This is a genomic window from Natrinema longum (genome assembly GCF_017352095.1).
In the GTDB taxonomy this organism is placed as follows: Archaea; Halobacteriota; Halobacteria; order Halobacteriales; family Natrialbaceae; genus Natrinema; species Natrinema longum.
Map to the genome: position 1 here is coordinate 507,761 of NZ_CP071463.1, position 23,454 is coordinate 531,214.

Here is a 23,454-nt window from a genome sequence, read left to right on the forward strand (position 1 = left end):
GTTCCGGGACGGTCACGGCGATCTCCCGGCCAGGGGCCGGAAAACGGACGATCGACGGCCATAACGTGGAGTCGATAGCTCATCGTTCACTCGAGGGAGATCGGTCACGCGATATAACAGTTTCTGACCAAATGATTAGCCAATTGCCGAGGATTAATGGACTATACTACAATATATATTCGGAAAAATATTGCAATATCCAAAATAGCCGGCCACAAAGAAAGGTGAGCGAACCCGACGCGGGCCGGATCGGTTCCGAAACGGAACAGTCCTGCGGTGTCAATCGGTGTTCGTCCCACTCACTGCTCGCTCCGGCGTGCCCGCCGGCGTCCCTATCGGACGCGATTTCGTGCCGCGAGCGACGGTCTGGCGGAGGATACGTTCCAATCGCCTGTGGTACCCCTCGAGTCGCCCGATCGCCGCTGGCTCGGGCGGTTCGCGAGGCGAAAGGCCCTTAAGTACCAGTCGTCTACAACGAGATGGACTAGGTCGGGCAGTTTGGCCCTGCTCGTTACCCGCGCTATGGTCATCAGCGGGGACCGAACACCGTGGGCGTCCGGTCAGACCGGCCGGGGCCTCGGGAGCCAACATGGAAGCCTCGTCCGTCGGGGACAGCGGTCTACGATGGCCGTCCGCAGGGACGACCCATCGTGGTTAGTCGGCGACAGCCCATCAGGCGCGGAAGCGAGCAGTGGACCGCCGGACACCTGTCGCTCGACGGGTCGCGGGGTGGAGAAGGCAACCGAGATTCCCCCGTCCGGAACGCCGGGCAACCGTGGCCGTCCACATTCATACTCTTTCGAGGGCGACAGTACTACCCGATTGCCGAGTCCGATCTCCGCGACGGTTTCGACGGAACTGTGCTTCGAGTTGCGCCCCGCTCGAGACTCCCGCGTTCGTGGATCGATCCCCCGTCCGGATCGAGCAGAGACGGTCTCGAGCCCAAACCATTAGCCGATACCAGAAGAAAGAGCGATATGGACGTTTTCGAGGCACTTGGGGCGGAGTCGGGCGTCGTCGCCGTCGTCGGTGCGGGCGGGAAGAAGACGACGCTCTACACGCTGGCTGAGCGGACGAGGGGCGATTCAGCCCATCGAGCGGTCGTGACGGCGACGGTCCGGATTCCCATCTTCGATCGCCACGTCGAGACGGTGGTCGTGACTGACGATCCGGTCACGGCACTCGAGCGAACGGACGCGTGGCCGGTCGGCGTCGTCCCGGAGCGAGAGCGCGAGGACCGGTACGTGGGATACGACCCCGCGATCGTCGACGATCTCGCGGCGGCCGACGCCGCCGATCTCGTCCTCGTCAAGGCCGACGGTGCCCGGACGCGGGAGTTCAAAGCACCCGGCGACGACGAACCGCAACTTCCCCAGCGAGTCGATACCGTGATCCCGATCGCGAGCGTCCACGCCGTCGGGAAGCCGCTCTCGGCCGAGTCCGTCCACCGACCGGAGCGAGTGGCAGCGATCACTGGACTCGAGCTCGGTGATCCGGTCCGACCCGAGGACGTGAGTCGTGTGCTCACGAGCGACCGTGGCGGGCTGAACGGCGTTCCTGACGGGGCGACGGTCGTCCCGCTGCTCAACAAGGTGGACGACCCCGACCGACGAGCGATCGCCGAGGAAATCGCAACGGGAGTACTCGAGCGAGCGCCGCGCGTACCGCGAGTGGTCCTGGCGCGGATGATCGCCGACGAGCCGGTCGTCGACGTCCTCGAGAGATAGGCGTCGCTGACGGTCAGTGAACGCGGGCTCGCGAACCGGGGGCAAGCGACCCCGGCACTGGCCGTTCAGGGAGGAGCGGTGTCAGTCGTCTCGCCGCCGACTGTGGTACCAACTCACTCATCCCCGAGTCGATCGATCGCCCCCTCGAACTCCGTGCGGGTGTTGACGTTCTCGAACGTCTCGAGGGCCGTACACTCCCGAATTTCGTCCTCGTCGACGACGACGTAGTCGAGTTCCAGCAGGGGTTCGACGATCCGTCCCTCGTCGCGCTCGAGAGCGCGCTCGCAGGCGGCGAGCATCGGCTCGACGCTGTAGACGGCCTGGGTCGTCTGGAACCACTGGTCGTCGAGCCGGGGCACCGCGGCCTCGTGGTCGGCCGCCCGATCGAAGAGATGGGCTGCGAAGTCGGGATCGACGAAGGGCATATCGCAGGCGACGACGAACGCGTCCGCTCCGCTGGCTGCTCGAAGTCCCGTCGTGATACCCGCCATGGGTCCGCGATCGGGAATCGGGTCGATCGCAAACGACGCGTCCGGTTCGAGGCCACCCCCCAGGGCCTCCCGGATCGCTGGCACCTGCTCTTCCCGACAATTGACGACGAGGTCGTCGACGACGGGTTCGATCCGGTCGACGACGCGGCGGATCATCGGCGTCCCGGCGAGGTCGGCGACGGCTTTGTCCGCCTCGCCGAAGCGAGTCGAGTAGCCACCCGCGAGGACGATAGCCGCTCGCTCGGGTCGACCCGTCTCGAGAGTCATGGTCGGCCGTTCGTCCAGCGATACGAAAAACGTCCGGTCGAATAGCCGAGCTATAGCCGATTTCGTTTGCGTAGTTCGAGCGTCCGTCGATACCCCGAGAGAGCGTCCACAGGTCGCGGTCGAACCGATCGGCAACTGAGCGGCGTCGCTCGAGGCAACCGCTCCTCCGAACAACAACCGACAGGAAACGAACGTGATCGTCGCTTACGCGCCGGCCGACTCGAGGGCGTCTTCGATGTCGTCGCGCTGGGTGACGCCGACGAAGCGCTCGACGATGCCGTCGTCGTTCTCGATGATGAGCGTCGGCAGCGATCGTACCTGGTATTCGTTTGCAATGTCCTGTTGTTCGTCGACGTTTACTTTCTCGACTTCGAATCGGCCCTCCCAGTCGTCCTCGAGCTCCTCGAGGATCGGGTCCTGGGTCTTGCAGGGGCCACACCAGTCCGCGTAGAAGTCCTTGAGTGTGACAGTCATACGGTTCAGCGCTAGTTGCCACGCGCCGCGCATAAGGGTTTCCCACTGCCACTGCATTGCCGTCGTCGTCGACGGCGTCGGTCGAAAGGTTTAGTTTCAGGGGCACATAGGATCCGGTATGGATAAAGGACAGAACACGGGCGGCCTGATGTCCAGTGCCGGACTCGTCCGGTACTTCGACTCCGAGGACTCGAACGCGATCCGTATCGACCCAAAGACGGTCATCGCGTTCGGCGTCATGCTGGGCGTGCTGGTCCAGCTACTGACGTTCGTTTCGTAACGCCGCCTTCTTTCGACATCGTCTCTCGTAGCGCCAGCGCCGGACCGTCGTGCCGGCTCCTAACCGTTCGTCGCAGTACCGGGAGCGCTCGGAACGGACTCCCCGCTCGAGTGTGAGCGCTCGAAGAAAACGGCAGGTACTCGAGGGGGTCTATCGCGACTCGCAGATCGCCAGGAAGTTCTCGAAGATCTCGTCACCCTCCTCGGTGTGGGCGACCTCGGGGTGCCACTGGACGCCGTAGAGATCCCGGTCAGTGTCGCTCATCGCCTCGACGTCGCAGACGTCGCTTTTCGCGGTCAGTTCGAACCCGTCGGGCAGTTCCGTGACCTCGTCGGCGTGGCTCGCCCAGACGCGCGTTTCAGGATGCAGCGTGCCGGTCAGCGGATCCTCCTCGTCGACGATATCGACGTTGACGTCGGCATAGCCGCCGTACTCGCCGCTCTCGACGCGGCCGCCGAGTTCTTCGGCGATCAGTTGCATCCCCAGACAGATACCAAGGACCGGCACGTCGGCCGCGAGGTAGTCGGTCGACTTCCCGATCCGATTCATGTCCGGCCCGCCAGAGAGGACGACGCCGTCGGCGTCGACGTCCTCGGGTGGCGTGTCGTTGTCGATCAGTTCCGTATCGACGCCGAGGTCGCGAAGCGCCCGGCGCTCGAGGTGGGTGAACTGTCCGTGGTTGTCCACCACGACGATCTTCGTCATTGCGTGCTCGTAGCGGGTCACCCGGTAAAAGGAGTCCGAAAATCGATCTCGAGTCCAACGAGCTGCCGGGTCGATGTCATCTCCCGCAGATAACGGACGCACCACTCGAGGGATCCCGATTCCGGGACGTTCTGTTGGGAGTGTGACGCCGCTCGATGCGACGCGGTCGGCTTTGGCTTCACCTCGCGGCGACAGGCCCGGTTCGCTCTTCGGGGAGCGGTATCAGGATAGCTATCGATAGTGGCGGCCCACGCCTGCACTGGAGGGTCGAATCCGGCGGTCTGATCTCCGCCGACCCTGCAGTCGACGGGTGGAACGGTACTACAGTAGCTACTGAAACGATTGACACACTCATCGCACCGTCGTCGGGCGAGGTGGAGAGCATTGACGTTCACGGCTACGATAGTTGCGGCCGGAATCGCGGCGGTAAACGCCGATTTTCGACTCGGAGTTCCGGTACGTTTATGCGTTCGTCACCGGATGGCAGACACATGGCAGTCGATCTCAGCGAATTCGAGCATCCGTCGTGGCTCACTGCGGCAGGAACGGGCATCGGATACGTGCTAATCCTCGCCGTGTTGACGGTGGCCATGTTCATCGTACCGTACCTCGTCTTCTCAGCGCTCTAACGGCGGACAGATAGACACGTTTTCCGACAACTAGCTGTGTGTTGTCAAAATAGGTATGTGTTCCCTGCCGTTCAGAGCGCGTCTAACCTCGGCTAGTCCGCTTTGGCCCCAAGACTGAAGCCAGTAGTCGAATGAGAACGACATACATGTCTGAAAGAAATTCAGGTATGTTTATTAATAATACGCGTCGTGAGTTGCTGAAAGTAGCAGGTACTGGTGCACTATTTAGCACGACTGGAATAGTCAGCGGGCAAGATGGGGGAGGCACGTCTGGTGGAGCGAAACAGTGGACCTTCTCGACAGGGGGTGCCGTTCAAAGTTCACCGACGGTTGTTGATGGGACCGTTTTTGTTGGCAGTGATGACAATAATGTCTATGCATTAGACGCGAACACAGGTGCCAAGAAATGGGACTCCCCGTTTGAAACGGGTGGTGATCTATATTCGTCGCCCGCAGTTACCAATAACTCGGTTTATATTGCTGATGAGAGCGGGGTCGTGTATGCAATAAATGCCGACGATGGGACTGAACAGTGGCAGTACGAGACAGGAGCCAGCGACATCAATTCGTCACCAACAGTAGCGAATGGGACGGTCTATATCGGCGCGGGAGATCAGAACGTCTATGCAGTAGACGCTGCTGACGGGACCGAACGATGGGACTCACCGTTTTCGACCGACGGTGCCGTTGATTCGTCTCCGACAGTCAGTGACGGGACAGTTTATGTCGGCAGTAGTGATAATAGCGTCTATGCCATTAGTGCAGATGACGGATCGGAGAATTGGTCGTTTGAGACGGGTGACTCCATAATTTCGTCTCCGACGGTTGCTAACGGGACAGTCTATGTCGGAAGTTACGACTTCCACTTTTATGCGATCGACGCTGACAGTGGTGAAAAGGAATGGAGAAGGAACATGGATTCCGGTGTCTACTCCTCACCAACGGTCGCTGATGGGGCAGTCTATGCAGCAGATTATTCGTTTGGGACGCTCTTCGAACTACAAGCTGATTCCGGTGAGAGAACACCAATTGCACCTGACGTAACGACCAATCCAATCAGATCCTCGCCCACGGTCGCCGATGGGGTCGTTTACATCGGTGACGGCGACGGTACGATTTATGCCTTTGATCCAACGGCAAAGACCGCAGATCGAGTCGAACAGTGGCGGTTTTCAACTGACGGTGTAATTGAGTCGTCTCCAACAGTCGTGGACGGTACTGTCTACGTCGGGAGTAACGATGGCACAGTCTATGCACTAGATGCGGGTGTCGAGGGTTCAAGCGAGGGAAGTCGCGTTACCCTTGGAACACTAGGGCATCACTCTAAGGCAGCAGAGACTGGCTCTTCCGACTCTCCGCCTGCAGAAATCACGGTGGATCGTGATACGCTCCAGTTCGGTGCAAACGTTATTGGCGGGACGCCTACAAGAAAATTCACCATCACAAACAATTCCGAAAGAGAGGTTAGAATAACTCCTGAGTCAATGGACGAAATCACGTTCATCGAGGAGTCGTGGATGGTCGACGAGTATGACTCGAGCGTTCCACCATTCGACATTCCAAAAGGAGAGACGGTCCCGCTAACCATCGAACTAGATACAGCAGAAGCCTTCGAGAGCCAGGGGTCGGACGTTTCGTTCTCGCTTCCGTTCTATGCGAACGAGAAAACGGTCGCGACGATCTCGGTTGAGGCGGCAATTCTCAACGATTCCGATACGCTGGACGAAATGGCAACGGCTGCCCAACGCACGGCAGAGATGTTTAGCAGCGAAGCTGCGAAAAAAGAAAGCGTCAAAGAACTCTTTAATGCATATATCAATATTGCGCAAATAACGTACGAGTTGAGCGACAAGGATTACAGCGATGCGGAAGACGAACTTACAGCTTTCCGCGACAATATAAACAATATTAGACATTCGACCTCGATTGGTTCTGCACTTAACTATGCTCAGGGATTTCAAGAGGACGACTACTACAATAAATACACATCTGCTGCATCTAATTTCGAAACCGCTGCCACCAGACTCGAAAAAGATCATAGCAACCAGGAAGCAGCGAAGAAGTTCGATGATGGGATATCGAAAGTACGTGAACTCGCGGATGAATGGGTTGGAGATGGGGGACTGAACAGTGATAGACACGCGTTCAAAAAAGCACTACAAAACGGAACTCCTGCAACTGCGGAGGATGTCCAAACGATCGTCGAAGAATATACGACAGCGATCACGACGTTTGTAGACGTTACGACACTCTCCTCATCGATGCTTACTCTTACGGCTTCACCAGTCAATACCACTGTTGCGGATCCGGAGGGACGTGTCGTTGGTCCGGACCGAGTCGAAATTCCAAATGGGTCGTATCACGAGGTCACACTCGATGGGGAGGGATCAACGGAAGAGTTGATCGTGATACAGGACCGACAACCCGGATCGTATGATGTCGATGTAACGGCTGAACAGAACGCGGACACTACGGATAGCTATTCGATTGGTGTAAGTAGTGATGGCGGAGACACTCAGTTGGCCGACAAAGAGCAGATCCAGTCGATCCCGTCCGACGGCTATACTATTACATCTCCTTCAACCGTGGCCGATGACGGATTACCAACCGATCCTGGCGAGCCGTCGTTCCAAGAGGTACTGGAAGTGCTTCAAGCCCACAATACTGGTGAACGGTATAATGGCGTAGATGTGGGCTTTCAGGACGTTTTAGAGGTGGTCAGTGCGTATAACGCGGGTTAGTGCTACGAGGGCAGTAACCCATCAATCTCGAATCGAGGCCCCTGCCCATACAAAGAGCAACCACCGCTCGTTCGGACGGAGTTCGAACGAATTAGAAGGCGACTCCAGTCAGCAGTACCTTCCGTCGCTGGTGCAATTCCGGAGCGGATTTCAGATAGTGTCCGGAAGACCGGTCTCTCGGCGCGCGCTACCGTCGTCTATCGAAGACTGACTCCATTGGAGAAAACATACCCAAAGTTACGTTACTGTCGGATCGAGAAGTAATCCGTTTTTCGAACCACTCTATCCAAACGAACGAACACAGAACGCAATGAGCCGTCGTCGATCTCGGACCGAGGAACTCAGGCGAAGGTCTTCGAGACCTGTTCGTTCTCCTCGGATTCGGCCTGGACCTTGTCCCAGGCACTGCGGAAGTCCTCCATCCGGATTTCGGTGCGGTCGTCGCGGATCGCGAACATGCCGGCCTCGGTACAGACGGCCTTGATGTCGGCACCCGATGCCGCTTCGGCGTCGACGGCCAGTTCGGCGAAGTCGACGTCGTCGGCGACGTTCATGCCGCGGGTGTGGATCTCGAAGATGATCTCGCGGCCCTCGGCGTTGGGCTTTGGGACCTCGATGAGACGGTCGAACCGGCCGGGCCGGAGAATGGCGCGGTCGAGCATGTCGAAGCGGTTCGTCGCGGCGATGATCCGGATCTCGCCCCGTTCCTCGAAGCCGTCCATTTCGCTCAGGAGCTGCATCATCGTCCGCTGGACCTCGGCGTCGCCGGAGGTCTTGGATTCGGTTCGCTTGGCGGCGATCGCGTCGATCTCGTCGATGAAGATGACCGCGGGCTCGTGTTCGCGGGCGACATCGAAGAGATCACGGACCAGCTTCGCGCCCTCACCGATGAACTTGTGGACCAGCTCCGAGCCGGCCATCTTGATGAAGGTGGCGTCGGTCTGGTTGGCGACAGCCTTCGCGAGCATCGTCTTGCCCGTCCCCGGCGGCCCGTAGAGTAAAACGCCGCTCGGCGGGTCGATACCCACGTCGTCGAACATCTCGGGCTTCTCGAGGGGCATCTCGACGGTCTCCCGGACCTCCTGCATCTGCTCTTCGAGGCCGCCGATGTCCTCGTAGCTGACTTCCGGGCTCTCGGTGACTTCCATCACGCGGGCGCGGACGTCGGTCTCGTTCGAGAGCGGCTTGACGATAGAGAGGGAGTTGTTGACCGCGACCCGGGCGTCGGGCTCTAAGTCGTCGCGCATCTCGTCGGTGACCTCGGTCAGGGCCTCCTGGTTGTTCCCGTGCTGTTTGATGATGACGCCCTCGTCCGTGACTTCCTGGACGGTGGCGACGAACAGCGGGGACTGCTTGAGCTTCTTGTTCTCGTGCGTGAGTCGCTCGAGTTTCTGCTGGTACTTGTTGTTCTCGGCGTTGGCATCGAGGAGTTTGTCGCGCATCTCCTCGTTTTGTGTCTCGAGGATCTCCAGCCGGTCCTCGAGCGCCTGGATCTTCTCCTGTTGGGACGCCTCGTCCTCGTCGTATGGGAGGTCGACGTCGTCCACAGTATCGCTCATTACCCGTCCTTTGGAAGTTGGTTCATAAGAGACTTCGGGTAGGTGCACTCGCGAACGGGATATAACTGCAAAACATTAGAACGAATGGAAAATATTATTACCTCGTATTCGGAATGGGGAGGTACGATGAGTGCTTCAGAGTCGCTTCGAGGGGAGACCAGCGATCGGGGAACATGGGACGACGTTCGGGAGCTACCCCCGAGCGCGAAACTCGTCGCGAAAGTCCTCGAGTACAACGAGACGATGACCCAACAACAGATCGCCGACGAGACGCTCTTGCCCTCGCGAACGGTTCGGTACGCGCTCAATCGACTCGACGAGAAAAACGTCATCGACTCCCGGTTCTCCTTCTCCGACGCGCGAAAGCGCCTCTACAGCCTCGATATCGAGGCATAACGCGACCGTCACAGTCTGCTGAGCGGTTCTTCTCACGTCGGTTTTCTCGCCCTCGTCTCGTTACTGCTGGTGGGTTCTGTGCGATCCCTGACCGTCCGCGAGGCGCTCTCTCCGATCGCGTTTCGAAAGCGAATAGCGCGCCGCCACACGGACAGGTCGGCATCGCGGCCCGTCGTCGATCTGCCGGAGCGTTGGCCCGGCCCTGTGACGTGTCGCTTTTACTTTCACTTCGGTCACGGAACCCATTTAGGGCGGGCTCGCCAACGACTGGCCAATGACGCGGGTTATCCACACGGGCGATACCCACATCGGGTACCAGCAGTACAACTCGCCCGACCGACGACGGGACTTCCTCGAGGCCTTCCGCTCGGTCGTCGAGGACGCGGTCGCCGACGACGTCGACGCGGTGATCCACGCCGGCGACCTCTTTCACGACCGGCGGCCGGGACTCGTCGACCTCCAGGGGACCGTCGACGTCCTCCGGACGCTGGCGGACGCCGACATCCCCTTTCTCGCCGTCGTCGGCAACCACGAGTCGAAACGCGACGCACAGTGGCTCGATCTCTTCGCGGACCTCGGACTGGCGACGCGTCTCGGTGCCGAGCCGATCCTCGTGGACGACACCGCCTTCTACGGCCTCGACTTCGTCCCCCGCTCGCGCCGGGACGACCTCACCTACGATTTCGACGCGCTGCCGGACGAAGCGGCTCATGCCAGTTTAGTGAGTCACGGTCTCTTCGAGCCCTTCGCACACGCCGACTGGGATACCGAAACCGCCCTCGCGGAGTCGACGGTCGATTTCGACGCCGTCCTGCTGGGCGACAACCACACGCCGGACACCGCAGAGGTACTGGACACGTGGGTCACCTACTGCGGGTCGACCGAGCGCGCCAGCGCCAGCGAGCGCGAGGACCGGGGCTACAATCTCGTGGACTTCGAGGACGACGAGGTCGCGATCAGTCGCCGGGGCCTCTCCTCGACCCGCGAGTTCGTCTTCGTCGACGTCGAACTCGCGGACGGCGAGGGCATCGATCGCGTGCAGGAACGCGTCCGCCAGCACGACCTCGCGGACGCGGTCGTCATCGTCACCGTCGAGGGCGAGGGCCGACCGATCGCCCCGGCGGCCATCGAGGAACTCGCGATCGACCGCGGGGCCCTCGTCGCCCGCGTCAACGACCGCCGGGATCTCCCCGACGAGGACGACGACGTGTCGGTAAGCTTCGCCAACCCGGACGACGCCGTCCGCGAACGGATACGCGAGATGGGCCTCAGCAACGCCGCACTCGAGATCGACGAGACCGTCCGGAGCGACGACCTCGCCGATTCGAACGTCCGCGACGCCGTCGAACGGCGAGTCCGGGAGCTACTCGAGGACGACGAGTCGGCGTTCGAGCCCGCACCGGAGCGCGAACCTGGCGACGAGGACGTGACGACGGTTGCCGACCAGCTCGCCGAGGAAACCGTAGCCAACGGGGGTACGGACCAAGTCGACGCCGCCGACGCCGACCGATCAGCGAACGCCGCTGACAGCGAAGAGTCGGCCGCCCACGACCCCGTGGAACCGACCGAGGACGACGCGGCTACCGGGTCGGCCGACGACGCCGACGAGACGGACGCCGACACCGCCTCGCTGGGTGATTTCGCGTGAGGGTCGACCGCGTCCGCCTGCTGAACTTCAAGTGCTACGGCGACGCCGACCTCACGCTCGAGCGCGGCGTCACCGTCGTCCACGGCGTCAACGGCAGCGGGAAGTCGACGCTGCTCGAGGCGGTCTTCTTCGCGCTCTACGGCTCGAAGGCGCTCGACGACCGCACCTTAGACGACGTGATCACGACCGGCGAGGAGGAGTCCGAGGTCGAACTGTGGTTCACCCACGACGGCCGCGAGTACCACGTCGAACGCCGGCTCAAACTGCGCGGCGACCGCGCGACCACGACGAAGTGCGTCCTCGAGACGCCGACGGAGACGATCGAGGGTGCCCGCGACGTTCGCCGGGAGGTGACCCAGCTCCTGCGGATGGACGCCGAGGCGTTCGTCAACTGCGCGTACGTCCGCCAGGGCGAGGTCAACAAGCTCATTCACGCCTCGCCGAGCGACCGCCAGGACATGATCGACGATCTCCTCCAGCTGGGCGCGCTCGAGGACTACCGCGAGCGGGCCAGCGAGGCACGTCTCGGGGTCAAGACGGTTCTCGACGGGCAGCGAGAGGTCCTCGAGGACGTTCGCACGCAGGTCGAGCAGAAAGAAGAGAAAGAGCTCCACGAGCGGCTGAATAGCCTCGAGTCCCGGCGCAGCGACGTCGTCGAGGAGATCGACCACTACGAGACACAGCGCGAGCAGGCCGAGGAGACGCTCGAGACGGCAGAAGACGTCCTCGAACGCCACGAGGAGACCCGCGAGGAGATCGCGGAACTGACTGCCGATATCGAGGACCTCCGATCGAAGATTTCCGAGACCGAGCGCAAGCGCGAGGCGGCCGGCGACGAAATCAGCGAGGTTCGGGACCGCCGCGAGGAACTCGCGGCCGAACGCGGCGACCTCCTCGAGACCGTCGACCTCGAGAGCGACGACCCCGGCGAGGACGCGGTCCGGGACCGCATCGCGGAACTCGAGGCTCGCGACGAGGACCTCGGCGACGAGCTACAGGAACTGACGGTGACGATTCAAACCGGAACCGACGAGATCGAGCGACTCCGCGAGGAGGCCGACGACCTCGAAGCCCAGGCCGAACGCGCTCGCGAGGAGGCCGACGACCTCGACGAGCGAATCGAGGCCGACGAGGAGGCGATCGAGGACCGCGAGGCGAAACTCGAGGACCTCGAGGCGGAGATCGAGTCCGCGCGGGCGACGTTCGACGACGCGCCGATCGCGTTCGGCGAGGCGGCGTCTCGCCTTGCCGACCTCGAGACCGAACGCGAGGAGCTGGTCGCGGCGATCAACGACATCACTGCCGACATCCGCACCGCCGAGAACGCGATCGAGGAGGGCGAACGGCTGCTCGAGGAGGGGAAGTGCCCCGAGTGTGGCCAGCCGGTCGAGGACTCGCCCCACGTCGACGTGCTCGACGACCGCCAGGAGGAACTCGCCGACTTCGAGGCCGAGCGCGACGACCTCGACGCGGAGCGCGACGAGATCGACGACCGGATCGACCGCGCCGAGGACCTCCGCGAGGCCGAACGACGGGTCGAGCGACTCGAGGAAAATCGCGACAACATCGAACAGTTACTCGCCGAGAAACGCGAGAGCCTCGCGGACCGGCGCGACCAGCGCGATCAGCTCCGAGCGGACGCCGCGGAGTACGACGCCGACGCCGAGGAAAAGCGATCCGCGGCGGCCAAACGCCAGGACGAGGTGGCCGATGCACGGGCCGAACTCGGCGAGATCAACACCGAACGCGGGGAGCTCACGGAGACCCTCGAATCCCTCGAACGCGTTTCCGCGATCGCCGACGAGCGGGCGAGCCTCGAGAGCGAGATCGAAACCCTCCGCGAACGGCGGCAGGACTGGAGGGAGATGAACGACGAGCGCCGCGAGACGCTTTCCGAAAAGCGCGACCGCAAACGCGACCTCGAGTCGGAGTTCGACGAGGACCGCATCGAAACGGCACGCGAGGACAAGGAAAACGCCGAGCGCTACATCGAACAGGTCGACGACAAACTCGCCGAACTCGAGGAACGGCGGACCGAGATCCAAAACGCCATCGGTGCCGCCGAGAACGAACTCGAAGAACTCGAGCGGCTTCGCGACCGCCTCGAGTCGGTCGAGGATCGTTGTGAGCAACTCGAATCCCTCTACGAGGAGGCCGAGAGCCTCCAGACCACGTACGGCGACCTGCGGGCAGAACTGCGCCAGCACAACGTCGAGACCCTAGAGCGGCTGCTCAACGAAACGTTCGAGCTGGTCTATCAGAACGACTCCTACGCGGCGATCGATCTCGACGGCGACTACCGGCTGACCGTGTATCAGAAAGACGGCGAGGCTCTCGAGCCCGAACAGCTGTCCGGCGGCGAACGAGCGCTGTTCAACCTCAGCCTGCGGTGTGCGATCTACCGACTGCTCGCCGAGGGCGTCGACGGATCGGCACCGATGCCGCCGCTGATTCTCGACGAGCCGACGGTGTTTCTCGATTCGGGTCACGTGACCCAACTCGTCTCGCTGATCGAGTCGATGCGCGATCTCGGCGTCGAACAGATCGTCGTCGTCAGCCACGACGAGGAACTCGTCGGCGCGGCAGACTCGCTGGTCCGCGTCGAGAAAGACGCCACGTCGAACCGGTCGCGACTCGAGCGCGGCGAGCCGCCGGAAGCGGAGCTGCTGGCGTCGGACTGACGGGGAGAACGTCGGCATCGCTGCCGAACGGGGGGTCGGAACTCAGTCGGTATCCGCCGTCCCGTCGTTCGACGGCTCGATTTCCGGTCGGATCGTCTCGAGTGCGCGTTCGCAGTCCTCGGTGAGCCCGTATCCGCGTTCGCCGGCAACGTCGGCTTCTTCGAGCAGTCCGGCCGCCGAAAGGACCGTCAGCCGGCCGTGGAGATCGCTCTCGCAGAACTGGTAGGCGTCGAGCAGGGTGCGGACGCCGAGTGGCCCCCGATCGGCGAGTTCGATCAACAGGCCGAGCGTCTCCGCGTCGTGGACGTTGGTCAGCAACGTCAGGACCGGATCGGCCACGGTTCCGGCGGCCGTCTCGAGCGCCGACTCGCCGTCGACGGCCTCGAGGCGGTCGTTTTGAACGTAACACTCGTTGCCGGTTTCGGGATCACGGACGAGACTCGCGTTGTCCGATCGTCTGAGAAGCAGGTATCGTCTGCCGGTGTCGTCCTCGACTGTTTTCATAGGCGATGGGTCGGTCGGGTAGCTACTCTTGTGTACCGTCCCGTGAAGGTGTTTCGGCCGATCCCTCCGTGGTCGACTCGGTCGGTTCCGTGTCCTCGGAGCCGCCGTCAGCGGCGGTATCGGTTCCGGAACCGTCAGTACCGGCAGTGTTGCCGTAGTCGCCTGCCCGAAACCGTCTGTATCGTCGACCGGCCAGACCGAGCAAAACGAGTCCACCACCGACGAGGGGTCCCCCACGGGTCAGGTTCCCCTCGAAAATCAGGAACAACAGACCGAGCGAGACGAGCAACACGGCGGCGTTGAGCACCACCACCAGCACCCAGAACGTCTGGAGGATCTCGTCGGGAACGTCCATTTCGCCGGTCGAAACGGTCGGTGCCCTGATCGGGTTCGTGAGTTCGTCCAGGTCGTCGTCCGGACCGTCGTCCTCGATCGAGACCTGTGGAATCGTCAACGAGTCGCTCTCGGGGTCGTAGAACTCCTCTTCGGGGTCCCACTCCTCGGGCTCGTTCTCGGTCCGGTCGAATACCACGTTCGAGACGATGCCCAGCGGAAGGAAAAACGTTCGCTTCGCGAGTGCCGTTTCGTCCGGACTCCTGTCAGTTAGTACCGTCCCAGCCCCACAGCGGGTCGCGGGGACGCCGAAAAACAGCGACAGCAGCCCGTCTCAGGCCAGTTCCTCGAGAGTAAGCGTCCGGGAGGTCTCTACCCACGCCAGCGGATTCTCGGCGTCATAGAAGACGACGCCGTCCTCGGTCTCGTAGGACTCGATCGTTGCGGTCCCCGCGGGTTCACTACTCGGTTCGCGCTGATCCGTCACGTCATCGTTCATATGGGTGGACACATCGGTCACCTGGCTCTATGCTATGTGTTACCAATTTATATGTCTTGCTGCTTCCGCAAGCATGGGCGCTGTACTCCTGACATCCGATAGTCGTCGGACGAGTCGAGCGTGGGCGAGGGGTGCCGTCGACATCACTCGAGCGTCGCCACTGGGGACCACTCCAGACGGAGGGGTTTTTATCCGGCGACTGCAAAACCCGGTATCATGACTGAGGCGGGCCAGACCGGACTCGCGGAGTTCGGCGGCGACTCCGACGGGACCGACGACCGGCCGACGGAAGAGGCGGTAGCCGTCGCCGGCAACGGCGGCTCGAACGCTGCGGAGGTGATCGACGTCGTCGAGGAGACGCTCCCCGAATCGGCGGGCCAACTCGAGCTTGCCGTGATGCAGGTCGACTACACGGTCGCCGGCTACGGCGACGAGGAGCGACCGATCATGCACGTCTTCGGACGGACGCCCGAGGGCGAGTTAGAGCACGTACAGGTCGTCGGCTTCAGACCCTACTTCTACGCGCCGACGGAGAGCCTCGAGCGACCGCCCGAGGAGCACTACGAGCGACTCACGGGCAGCGCGGAGTACGACGAGGACGGCGAGCCCTACGAGAGCATCCGGGGCGAGAGCCTCACCAAGATCTTCGGCCAGACGCCCCGAGACGTCGGACAGGTCCGCGACGACTTCGACCACTTCGAGGCCGACATCCTGTTCCCCAACCGGTTCCTGATCGACAAGGACGTCCGCAGCGGGATCCGGGTCCCTGAACGCCGCGCCGACGACGAGTCGCTGGTCGTCCCCCACGACGAGGTCGAGGCGGCCGACGTACAGGCCGAGCCACGCGTCAACACCTTCGACATCGAGGTCGACGATCGCTCGGGATTCCCCGAGGACGGCGAAGAACCGATCGTCTGTCTCACCAGCCACGATTCGTACGACGACGAGTACATCATGTGGCTCTACGAGGCCCCGATCGGCGACGGCGAGATTCCGACCGAGATCGACGACTACGATCCGATCGAGGGCGAGATCGACCACGAAGTGCGGAGCTTCGAGGAAGAGGAGGCCATGCTCGAGGCATTCATCGAGTACGTCCGAGAAACTGATCCGGACCTTCTTACTGGGTGGAATTTCGAGGACTTCGACGCGCCCTATTTCCTCGACCGCCTCGAGGAGCTCGCGGGTCCCCACCACGAGTACGACCTCTCGATCGACCGGCTCTCGCGGGTCGACGAGGTCTGGCGCAGCAACTGGGGCGGCCCCGACATCAAGGGCCGGATCGTCTTCGACCTGCTCTATGGCTACCAGCGGATGGTCTTCTCCGAACTGGACTCCTACCGGCTCGACGCCGTCGGGGAGGCGGAGTTGGGCGTCGGCAAGGAGCGCTACGCCGGCGACATCGGCGACCTCTGGGAGGGCGACCCCACGCAGTTGCTCGAGTACAACCTGCGGGACGTCGAACTCTGCGTCGAACTCGACCGCCAGCAGGAGATCATCCCGTTCTGGGACGAAGTGCGCTCGTTCGTCGGCTGCAAACTCGAGGATGCGCCGACGCCGGGCGACGCGGTCGACATGTACGTCCTCCACGAGGCCTACGGGCGGTTCGCGCTGCCATCGAAGGGCCAACAGGAGGCCGGCGAGGAGTACGAGGGCGGGGCGGTGTTCGAGCCGATCACGGGCGTCAAGGAGAACGTGACCGTCCTCGACCTCAAGTCGCTGTATCCGATGTGTATGACGACGATCAACGCCTCGCCGGAGACGAAGGTCGATCCCGACGAGTACGACGGGGAAACCTACGTCGCACCGGTCGGAGACGATGGGATCCACTTCCGCAAGGAGCCCGACGGCGTCATGCGCGAGATGATCACCGAACTGCTCGCCGAGCGCGAGGAGAAGAAGGAACTGCGAAACGAGCACGAACCCGGGAGCCTCGAGTACGAGCAGTACGACCGCCAGCAGGGGGCGGTAAAGGTCATCATGAACTCGCTGTACGGTGTGTCAGGATGGGAACAATTCAGGCTCTATGATAAGGAAGCAGCAGCAGCAATCACGGCCACTGGCCGCGAAGTAATCGAATTTACCGACTCGGCCGCAAACGAGCTCGATTATCAAGTTACGTATGGAGACACGGACAGCGTCATGCTCGAGCTCGGCCCCGACGTCGCGAAAGAAGACGCCCTCGAGCACTCCTTCCACATCGAGGAGTACATCAACGGCCGCTACGACGACTTCGCGCGCGAGGACCTGAACGCCGAGTCACACCGCTTCCAGATCGAATTCGAGAAGCTCTACCGTCGGTTCTTCCAGGCGGGAAAGAAGAAACGCTACGCGGGTCACATCACCTGGAAGGAAGGAAAAGACGTCAACGACGTCGACATCGTGGGATTCGAGTACCAGCGCTCGGACATCGCGCCGATCACCAAGGAAGTCCAGCATCGGGTCATCGAGATGATCGTCCGCGAGGGCGACATCGAGGGCGCGAAGGAGTACGTCAACGGCGTCATCGAGGACGTACTGGCCGGCGAGATCTCCCTCGATGAGATCGCGATTCCGGGCGGGATCGGCAAGCGACTGGACAACTACGACACCGACACGGCACAGGTCAGGGGCGCGAAGTACGCCAATCTCCTGCTCGGAACCAACTTCCAGCGCGGGAGCAAGCCAAAACGGCTCTACCTCGACCGCGTCGATCCGTCCTTCTTCGAACGGCTCGAGGCCGAGGAAGGGTTCGACGCCCGCACCGATCCCGTCTACGGGGCATTCAAGAGAGATCCCGACGTGATCTGCTTCGAGTACGAAGACCAGATCCCCGAGGCGTTCGAGGTCGACTACGAGAAGATGCTCGAGAAGACGCTACAGGGACCGATCGAGCGGATCCTCGAGGCGTTGGATATCTCCTGGGAGGAAGTCAAGAGCGGGCAGGAACAGACCGGACTCGATCAATACTGGTGACGCGACTCGGCGCGCTTTGCGTCGCTTTCGGACCGTAGCCGCGACGGCGGCGAAAAAACGAGCGGTCTCGGCGTGGTGTCAGTCGTCTCCCGGTTCGGCCGCGGGTCGGTCGGGGCTGCGACGGACGGTCTGGATGTTGCTGTACCCCAACCTGACGAGTGCGAGCGCCAGGCCGACGAGAACCAGTCCGAGCACCATCTGTACGCCCGAGGATATCATCGCCTCGAGGGACTCCGCTCCGCCCTGGAGCAGGTTCAGATAGAGGTTCTCGTAGAACACCAGGATCAGCAGTCCGAGGACGGTGATCGTGACCATGATCGCCATCGGGACCCCGGTGGAGACGAGCTGTTTGTTGTCGTCCCAGTTTGCCAGCCAGACGGTCGCGGTAAGCAGCGCCAGCGCCGCGAGCAGCTGGTTCGCGCCGCCAAAGAGCTGCCAGAGGACGACCCACTGACCGGAGACGACGAGCAGGTACGCGGGGACGATCTGCACGATCGGGTTCGTGTATCGACCGCGTGCGATCGAGCGTGGATCGAGGTTCAGCCCCGTATCGGTCCGTCCTGCGGGCGTGCCGACGATCTCTTCCATCATGTAGCGACCGAGCCGGACGGCCGTGTCCGTCGACGTAAGCAGGAAGCTACACAGCACCAGCGCCATGAACACGGCACCGACGGTCTGGGGAATCCCGAAGCTCGTGAGGATGACGCCGCCGCCCGAAGCGAAATTCGGGAGGGCAGCGCCGATACCACCCGCGACATCGGGGGCCCCCCACACCGCGAGCGTCGAGAGAGCGACCGCGGCGAGCAGGCCCTCCCCGAGCATCCCGCCGTACCCGATCAAGCGGGCGTCGGTCTCGTTGTCGAGTTGTTTGGCGGTCGTCCCCGACGACACCAGCGAGTGGAACCCGCTAATCGTCCCGCAGGCGATCGTGATGAATAGCAACGGGAACAGCGGCGCGTATCCGGCCGCTTCGACGCCCCAGAACCCTTCGAACGCGCCGATCGTGCTGTCGACGACGAGTGGTTCCGACGAGGTGCCGAGGAACGTCCCGACGACGATGGCGACGGTCGCGCCACCGACACCGGTGTACAGCAGGAACGACGAGAGGTAGTCCCGAGGTTGAAGCAACACCCAGACTGGGAGTGCGCTCGCGATCGCAGCATAGACCAGCACGAACGGGATCCAGCCTGCGGTGTTACCGCCTCCCACCGCCTCGAGTGCGGCTGCACCCGGCATCACACTCCCGTCACCGCTGAGCAACACGATCGTTCCAGCGGGGTAGTCGCCGGCGAACAGCGCCACCGGATACTGGAGTCCCACCCAGACGGCAGCGAAGACGCCCACCACGAAGACGATCGTTCCTGGGATGAACGGACCGTTGAACTGGTAGAGGTAGACGCCGAAGACCAACGCCAGGAGGATGTAGATGGTCGACGCCGTCACCACCTGTGGATACGCGTTGAAGACGATCGCGACCACCAGTGCGAACACGGCCACGACGAGCATGATCGTCAGGAACGCGAACCACAGTAGCATGTTTTTGCCGCTCTCTCCGACGTACTCGCCGATCATGTAGCCGATCGACTTCCCCTCGTGACGGAGGCTGCCCGAGAGCGACACGAAGTCGTGAACCGCCCCCATCAACGGATTCCCGAGCGCGATCCACAGCAACGCCGGCACCCATCCCCAGATGGCACCGGCCGTGATCGGTCCGACGATCGGGGCCCCACCCGCGATACTCGAGTAGTGGTGGCCCAACAACACCGGTTTCTTCGATGGGACGTACTCCTGTCCGTCCTCGTATTTGTGTGCCGGCGTCTCCGCCTCCTCGTCGAGTTCGACGAATCGCGTGAGATACCGCGAGTACCCCACGTAGCCGGCTGTGAACGTCACCAGTACCGCCGCGATGATCCAAATTACCTGTGTCATGGCACGTCTACACAAACACACGGACGGCGATGACCTTAATATTTATTTATCACTATCGGATCCTTTCAGTCAGGTTCTTTATATCAAACGGCATAATTACACCGATTCCCTGGTGTGATACGATTGTTTGAAAATCGACACTACATTCTTCCGTATTGGTAATATGGTTCAAATTATGTTCCCCTGCCGAGGGTCGACCGACACGCAGGGACGCCACGGGAACAGCCGCGTTCGTCCGACCGACCACACCGCGGCTGTGCGATCGGCTCTGGCATTCATCGTTCTCGCTGGATCGCACGGCGGTGCTGAGTGCTACCCGAGGGCGGCTTCGAGCGCGTCCATCGTCCGTTCGACGCGGTCGATGCGTGCGTTGTGTCCCATGTGACCGATCCGGAGGACGTCCTCGGCGAGATCGCCCAGCCCCGTCGCGAGGACGATATCGTGCTCGTCGGCAAGCGTTTCCTGGAGGTGTTGTGCTCGGCCGGGAACCTCGAGGGCGGTCACGGTCGGGGACGCCACCGACTCGGCGGGATAGAGCGCCAGCCCCAACTCGGCGGCGCGGGCCCGACAGCGCGTTGCGGCCTCCTCGTGGCGCGCGTAGACGGATTCGAGGCCCTCGTCGAGTAGCAGGTCGATCGCCGCCTCGAGGCCGTAGAGGTTCGATGACAGGTGCGTGTAGGGGAACCACTCCCCGTCGGCAGCGTCGCGCCAGGGCTCGAGATCGGTGTACAGGCTCTCCGTTTCGACGGACTCGATTCGTTCCCAGGCGCGGTCGCTGACCGAGCAGACTGTCAGTCCCGGCGGCGCACTGAAACACTTCTGTGAGGCCCCTAGGCAGACATCGATCCGGTCGGTCGGCACTGGCACGCCGCCAAGCGAGGAGACTGCGTCCACGACGGTGACGACGTCGTGGGCCTCGAGTCGCTCGAGGACCGGTTCGATATCGTTCAACACGCCCGTCGGCGTCTCGCAGTGAACCATCGTTGCGACGTCGAACGAGTCCGTCTCGAGTTCGGATTCGATTCGCTCGAGATCGAGCGGTTCGCGCCACGAGGTGGCACAGACGACCGCTTCCCCGCCGTACATTTCGACGAAGTCGGCGAAGCCCTCGCCGTAGAGCCCGTTCGCGATACACAGCACCCGATCGCCCGGCTCGACCAGCGACGCGATGGCCGCCTCGAGGCCGAGGATCCCCTCGCCGCCGAGGATGACGACGTCGTCGTCGCCGTAGATCGCCCCGAGTTCGTCGGTCAGATCGCGGTAGAACGCGAAGAATTCGGGCTCGACGTCCGGATTCGGCGTCGGTTCGCTCATCCGTTCGCGGACGGCTGTGGGGACCTCCGTCGGGCCGGGAGTCATCCGCAGTCGGTCGTCTGTCATACGGGGACTACCGGCACGTTCGGCCATAAAACGCTCGAGACGATCGCCGGAATCGGACGTTCTGCACTCGATCGTGGTCCAGCCGATGAACGGGTCCGACGCGGCGTCTCAGTCCGGCGGTGCCGGCAGCGTAAACGAGACCGTCGTTCCCTCTCCGGGCGTGGATTCGACCCAGATGTCGCCGCCGTGTCGTTCGACGATCCGTTCACAGAGCGCGAGGCCGATGCCGGTTCCGGCGTGGTCCTCGTACCCGTGGAGCCGGCGGAACACCTCGAAGATGCGCTCCTGTGCGTCCGGCTCGATACCGATCCCGTTGTCGGCGACCGAGACGGTCCAGTCCGTTCCGTTCCGTTCGGCGGAGACGTGGATTCGCGGGGGTTCCTCGCCGCTGTACTCGATCGCGTTCGACAGCAACTTCTGGAACACCTGACGCAACTGTCCCTCGTCACCCTCGACTCGAGGAAGCGGCTCCGCCGTGATCTCCGCGTCGTGGCCCGCGATCTTCATCTGGAGGTTCTTGCGAGCGTCCTCGAGAACCGCCTCGAGGTCGACCGGTTCGAGGTCGTCACCGCGCGTCTCGACGCGTGAGTACTCGAGCAGCCCGTCGATCATCTCGCGCATACGTTCGGCCCCGTCGACGGCAAACGCCAGGAACTCCTCGCCGTCCGCATCGAGGTCGTCGCCGTACCGGCGCTCGATCAGTTGCAGGTAACTCGAGACCATTCGCAGGGGCTCCTGGAGGTCGTGGGAGGCCGCGTAGGCGAACTGCTCGAGGCGCTCGTTCGATTCCTCGAGGTCCGCGACTAAGTCCTCGAGTTCCGTCTGGTACTGTCCGCGCTCGATCGCTTCGGCGAGGACGTTCGCGACGCTCTGGACGAAGGTGACGTCCTCCTCGGTGAACGACCTGGTGTCGGTGTCGTGTGTCCCCAGAATTCCCCACGGCTCGTCGACGGGGCCGATAATGGTGCTGATACCGCTGTGGACATCGTGGCTCGTCAGCAACGCCGGGCCGCTGAACCGCTCGTCCGTCTCGAGGTCGGCGACGACGACCGGCCGATCGGTCTCGAGGGTGTACGCGGCCTGGGACGCCGATTCGACGGCCGATACCGTCTCCGTCCCGACGAGCCCGTCCCGCCAGCCGACCCCCTGACGGAGGACGAGCCGCTCGCCGCCGTCGTCGAGATCGAGGATCTTGCAGTAGTCGGTGTCCAGAACGGCCGCCACCTGCCGCGTCGCTTCCGCCATGAGCTCGTCGAGGTCGTCCGTCTCGAGAGCGAGTTGTCCGAGTTCGGCGACGACGCGTTGTTGCTGGGCGCGTTGGTGGAGTTCGTGCTCGCGGGCCACGCGTCCGGAGATATCGCGACCGACCCCTGCCAACACGGATTCGCCGTCGGGCGTTTCGAGACTCGAAGCGGAGAACTCGTATGGAATCGCCTCGCCGTCGCTGGTTTGGAGTGCCGTCTCGAGTTGGAGACTTCCGGTTTCGAACCCCTCCCGGATCGCGTCCTCGATCACCGCGCGATTGCGCTCGTCGACGAACTCCACGGCAGTCATCGAGGCGATTTCGTCGTCCGAGTACCCCGTCACCTCACAGGCGGTTTCGTTCCACCGCTGAAACGTGCCGTCGGAATCGAGGACGTAGAAGACATCGTGGACGGCGTTCAGGATGTCGTCAGTGTATTCCCGATAGTGCTCGAGGCGCTCGTTCGACTCCACGAGTTGGGTGTTCGCGTCTTCGAGTCTGGCGACCGTTTCCTCGAGTTCGGAGCGTGTGGCCTCGAGTTCGCAGTTGCGCTGCTCGAGTTCTCGGGTTCGCGTTTTGGCCTCCGCGTCGTAGATCCCGGCTCCGAGGCCGGCGACGCTCCCGAGGGCAGTCAGGATGAGGACCGTCGACGGACTGTCGATGACCTCGCCGGGCTGGAGACTGTAGAGGACGAGAACGCCGAGAATGACGCCGAGACCACCGAAACACCAGCCCCCGATGGCTGCGTAGAATTCCGTTCGGATATCGAAGGAGCGCAATCGATAGCCGACGACGAGGAGGACGACACCAGGGCCAGCGATGAGCACCGACGTGATGAAGACGTTTCCGAACGGTATCCCCGCCGTGATTCGCACGACGGCCCGTGCTGTAGCGACTGCGACATACATCGCGCCGAGTGCGACAATGATGTGGTGCCCTCCCAGCACAGCGAGCACACGATTCCAGGGATCCACTAGTCGTAGTCAGGGGACCGTCAGTATGAGGGTTGTGCC

The 23,454-nt window shown here is 62.5% G+C and carries 18 protein-coding genes and 1 other RNA gene; 9 read left to right on the top strand and 10 right to left on the bottom strand.

Annotated elements, in window-relative coordinates:
- The first annotated feature begins 477 nt into the window (after positions 1 to 477).
- Both ffs and yqeC read left to right on the top strand, forming a co-directional pair.
- An RNA gene (gene ffs, locus J0X27_RS02495) (signal recognition particle sRNA) lies at positions 478 to 789 on the top strand.
- A gap of 188 nt (positions 790 to 977) precedes the next feature.
- Positions 978 to 1,727 carry a selenium cofactor biosynthesis protein YqeC gene (yqeC, locus tag J0X27_RS02500; protein WP_207270899.1) on the top strand — a complete coding sequence of 250 codons (750 nt, stop codon included), beginning with the start codon at positions 978 to 980 and terminating at the stop codon, positions 1,725 to 1,727.
- A 113-nt stretch (positions 1,728 to 1,840) separates the two neighbouring features.
- On the opposite strand, the gene J0X27_RS02505 is transcribed toward yqeC, so the two are convergent.
- Entirely contained in the window at positions 1,841 to 2,485 is a 645-nt protein-coding gene (locus J0X27_RS02505) for a molybdenum cofactor guanylyltransferase (protein WP_207270900.1), read from the bottom strand.
- A 204-nt stretch (positions 2,486 to 2,689) separates the two neighbouring features.
- Positions 2,690 to 2,992: a thioredoxin family protein gene (locus J0X27_RS02510; RefSeq protein WP_097381592.1), complete on the bottom strand. Its 303-nt coding sequence runs from the start codon at positions 2,990 to 2,992 to the stop codon at positions 2,690 to 2,692.
- Positions 2,993 to 3,077: 85 nt separating this feature from the next.
- Here J0X27_RS02510 and J0X27_RS02515 point away from each other — a divergent pair, with 85 nt between their 5' ends.
- Positions 3,078 to 3,239 (top strand): preprotein translocase subunit Sec61beta, encoded by a 162-nt coding sequence (locus J0X27_RS02515; protein WP_097379553.1) that lies wholly within the window; start codon positions 3,078 to 3,080, stop codon positions 3,237 to 3,239.
- Between the two features lie 150 nt (positions 3,240 to 3,389).
- Here J0X27_RS02515 and J0X27_RS02520 read toward each other — a convergent pair whose 3' ends face one another.
- Positions 3,390 to 3,944, bottom strand: coding sequence for a GMP synthase subunit A (locus J0X27_RS02520; RefSeq protein WP_207270901.1), 555 nt, complete (start codon positions 3,942 to 3,944; stop codon positions 3,390 to 3,392).
- 491 nt (positions 3,945 to 4,435) lie between these two features.
- On the opposite strand from J0X27_RS02520, the gene J0X27_RS02525 reads away from it, so the two are divergent.
- Entirely contained in the window at positions 4,436 to 4,573 is a 138-nt protein-coding gene (locus J0X27_RS02525) for a hypothetical protein (RefSeq protein WP_207270902.1), read from the top strand.
- Positions 4,574 to 4,704: 131 nt separating this feature from the next.
- The gene (locus tag J0X27_RS02530; protein WP_207270903.1) at positions 4,705 to 7,314 is read left to right on the top strand and encodes an outer membrane protein assembly factor BamB family protein; all 2,610 of its coding nucleotides are present in this window, start codon (positions 4,705 to 4,707) and stop codon (positions 7,312 to 7,314) included.
- A 341-nt stretch (positions 7,315 to 7,655) separates the two neighbouring features.
- Here the strand turns inward: J0X27_RS02530 and pan1 are convergent, their stop codons facing one another.
- Entirely contained in the window at positions 7,656 to 8,873 is a 1,218-nt protein-coding gene (pan1, locus tag J0X27_RS02535) for a proteasome-activating nucleotidase Pan1 (RefSeq protein ID WP_207270904.1), read from the bottom strand.
- A 126-nt stretch (positions 8,874 to 8,999) separates the two neighbouring features.
- On the opposite strand from pan1, the gene J0X27_RS02540 reads away from it, so the two are divergent.
- The 3 genes from J0X27_RS02540 to rad50 all read left to right on the top strand — a co-directional run bounded on the left by J0X27_RS02540 (position 9,000) and on the right by rad50 (position 13,598).
- The gene (locus J0X27_RS02540) at positions 9,000 to 9,269 is read left to right on the top strand and encodes a MarR family transcriptional regulator (protein WP_207270905.1); all 270 of its coding nucleotides are present in this window, start codon (positions 9,000 to 9,002) and stop codon (positions 9,267 to 9,269) included.
- Between the two features lie 274 nt (positions 9,270 to 9,543).
- Positions 9,544 to 10,917 (top strand): DNA double-strand break repair protein Mre11, encoded by a 1,374-nt coding sequence (gene mre11, locus J0X27_RS02545; protein WP_207270906.1) that lies wholly within the window; start codon positions 9,544 to 9,546, stop codon positions 10,915 to 10,917.
- Positions 10,914 to 13,598 (top strand): DNA double-strand break repair ATPase Rad50, encoded by a 2,685-nt coding sequence (rad50, locus tag J0X27_RS02550; protein ID WP_207270907.1) that lies wholly within the window; start codon positions 10,914 to 10,916, stop codon positions 13,596 to 13,598. Before mre11 ends, rad50 begins: the two co-directional genes overlap by 4 nt.
- A gap of 42 nt (positions 13,599 to 13,640) precedes the next feature.
- Here rad50 and J0X27_RS02555 read toward each other — a convergent pair whose 3' ends face one another.
- From J0X27_RS02555 to J0X27_RS02565, 3 genes are all read right to left on the bottom strand, one after another.
- Positions 13,641 to 14,102 carry a DUF7346 family protein gene (locus J0X27_RS02555; RefSeq protein WP_207270908.1) on the bottom strand — a complete coding sequence of 154 codons (462 nt, stop codon included), beginning with the start codon at positions 14,100 to 14,102 and terminating at the stop codon, positions 13,641 to 13,643.
- Between the two features lie 22 nt (positions 14,103 to 14,124).
- Positions 14,125 to 14,634 carry a DUF7322 domain-containing protein gene (locus J0X27_RS02560; RefSeq protein WP_207270909.1) on the bottom strand — a complete coding sequence of 170 codons (510 nt, stop codon included), beginning with the start codon at positions 14,632 to 14,634 and terminating at the stop codon, positions 14,125 to 14,127.
- Between the two features lie 135 nt (positions 14,635 to 14,769).
- Positions 14,770 to 14,934 carry a DUF7331 family protein gene (locus J0X27_RS02565; RefSeq protein ID WP_169924337.1) on the bottom strand — a complete coding sequence of 55 codons (165 nt, stop codon included), beginning with the start codon at positions 14,932 to 14,934 and terminating at the stop codon, positions 14,770 to 14,772.
- A 216-nt stretch (positions 14,935 to 15,150) separates the two neighbouring features.
- Here J0X27_RS02565 and J0X27_RS02570 point away from each other — a divergent pair, with 216 nt between their 5' ends.
- Entirely contained in the window at positions 15,151 to 17,889 is a 2,739-nt protein-coding gene (locus tag J0X27_RS02570) for a DNA-directed DNA polymerase (protein ID WP_207270910.1), read from the top strand.
- A gap of 78 nt (positions 17,890 to 17,967) precedes the next feature.
- Here J0X27_RS02570 and J0X27_RS02575 read toward each other — a convergent pair whose 3' ends face one another.
- The 3 genes from J0X27_RS02575 to J0X27_RS02585 all read right to left on the bottom strand — a co-directional run bounded on the left by J0X27_RS02575 (position 17,968) and on the right by J0X27_RS02585 (position 23,415).
- Complete coding sequence (locus J0X27_RS02575; protein WP_207270911.1) at positions 17,968 to 19,818, bottom strand: carbon starvation CstA family protein; 1,851 nt, start codon at positions 19,816 to 19,818, stop codon at positions 17,968 to 17,970.
- Positions 19,819 to 20,130: 312 nt separating this feature from the next.
- The gene (locus J0X27_RS02580; protein ID WP_207270912.1) at positions 20,131 to 21,198 is read right to left on the bottom strand and encodes a pyridoxal-phosphate-dependent aminotransferase family protein; all 1,068 of its coding nucleotides are present in this window, start codon (positions 21,196 to 21,198) and stop codon (positions 20,131 to 20,133) included.
- Positions 21,199 to 21,306: 108 nt separating this feature from the next.
- Positions 21,307 to 23,415 (bottom strand): ATP-binding protein, encoded by a 2,109-nt coding sequence (locus tag J0X27_RS02585; protein WP_224214681.1) that lies wholly within the window; start codon positions 23,413 to 23,415, stop codon positions 21,307 to 21,309.
- Between the last annotated feature and the right edge of the window lie 39 nt (positions 23,416 to 23,454).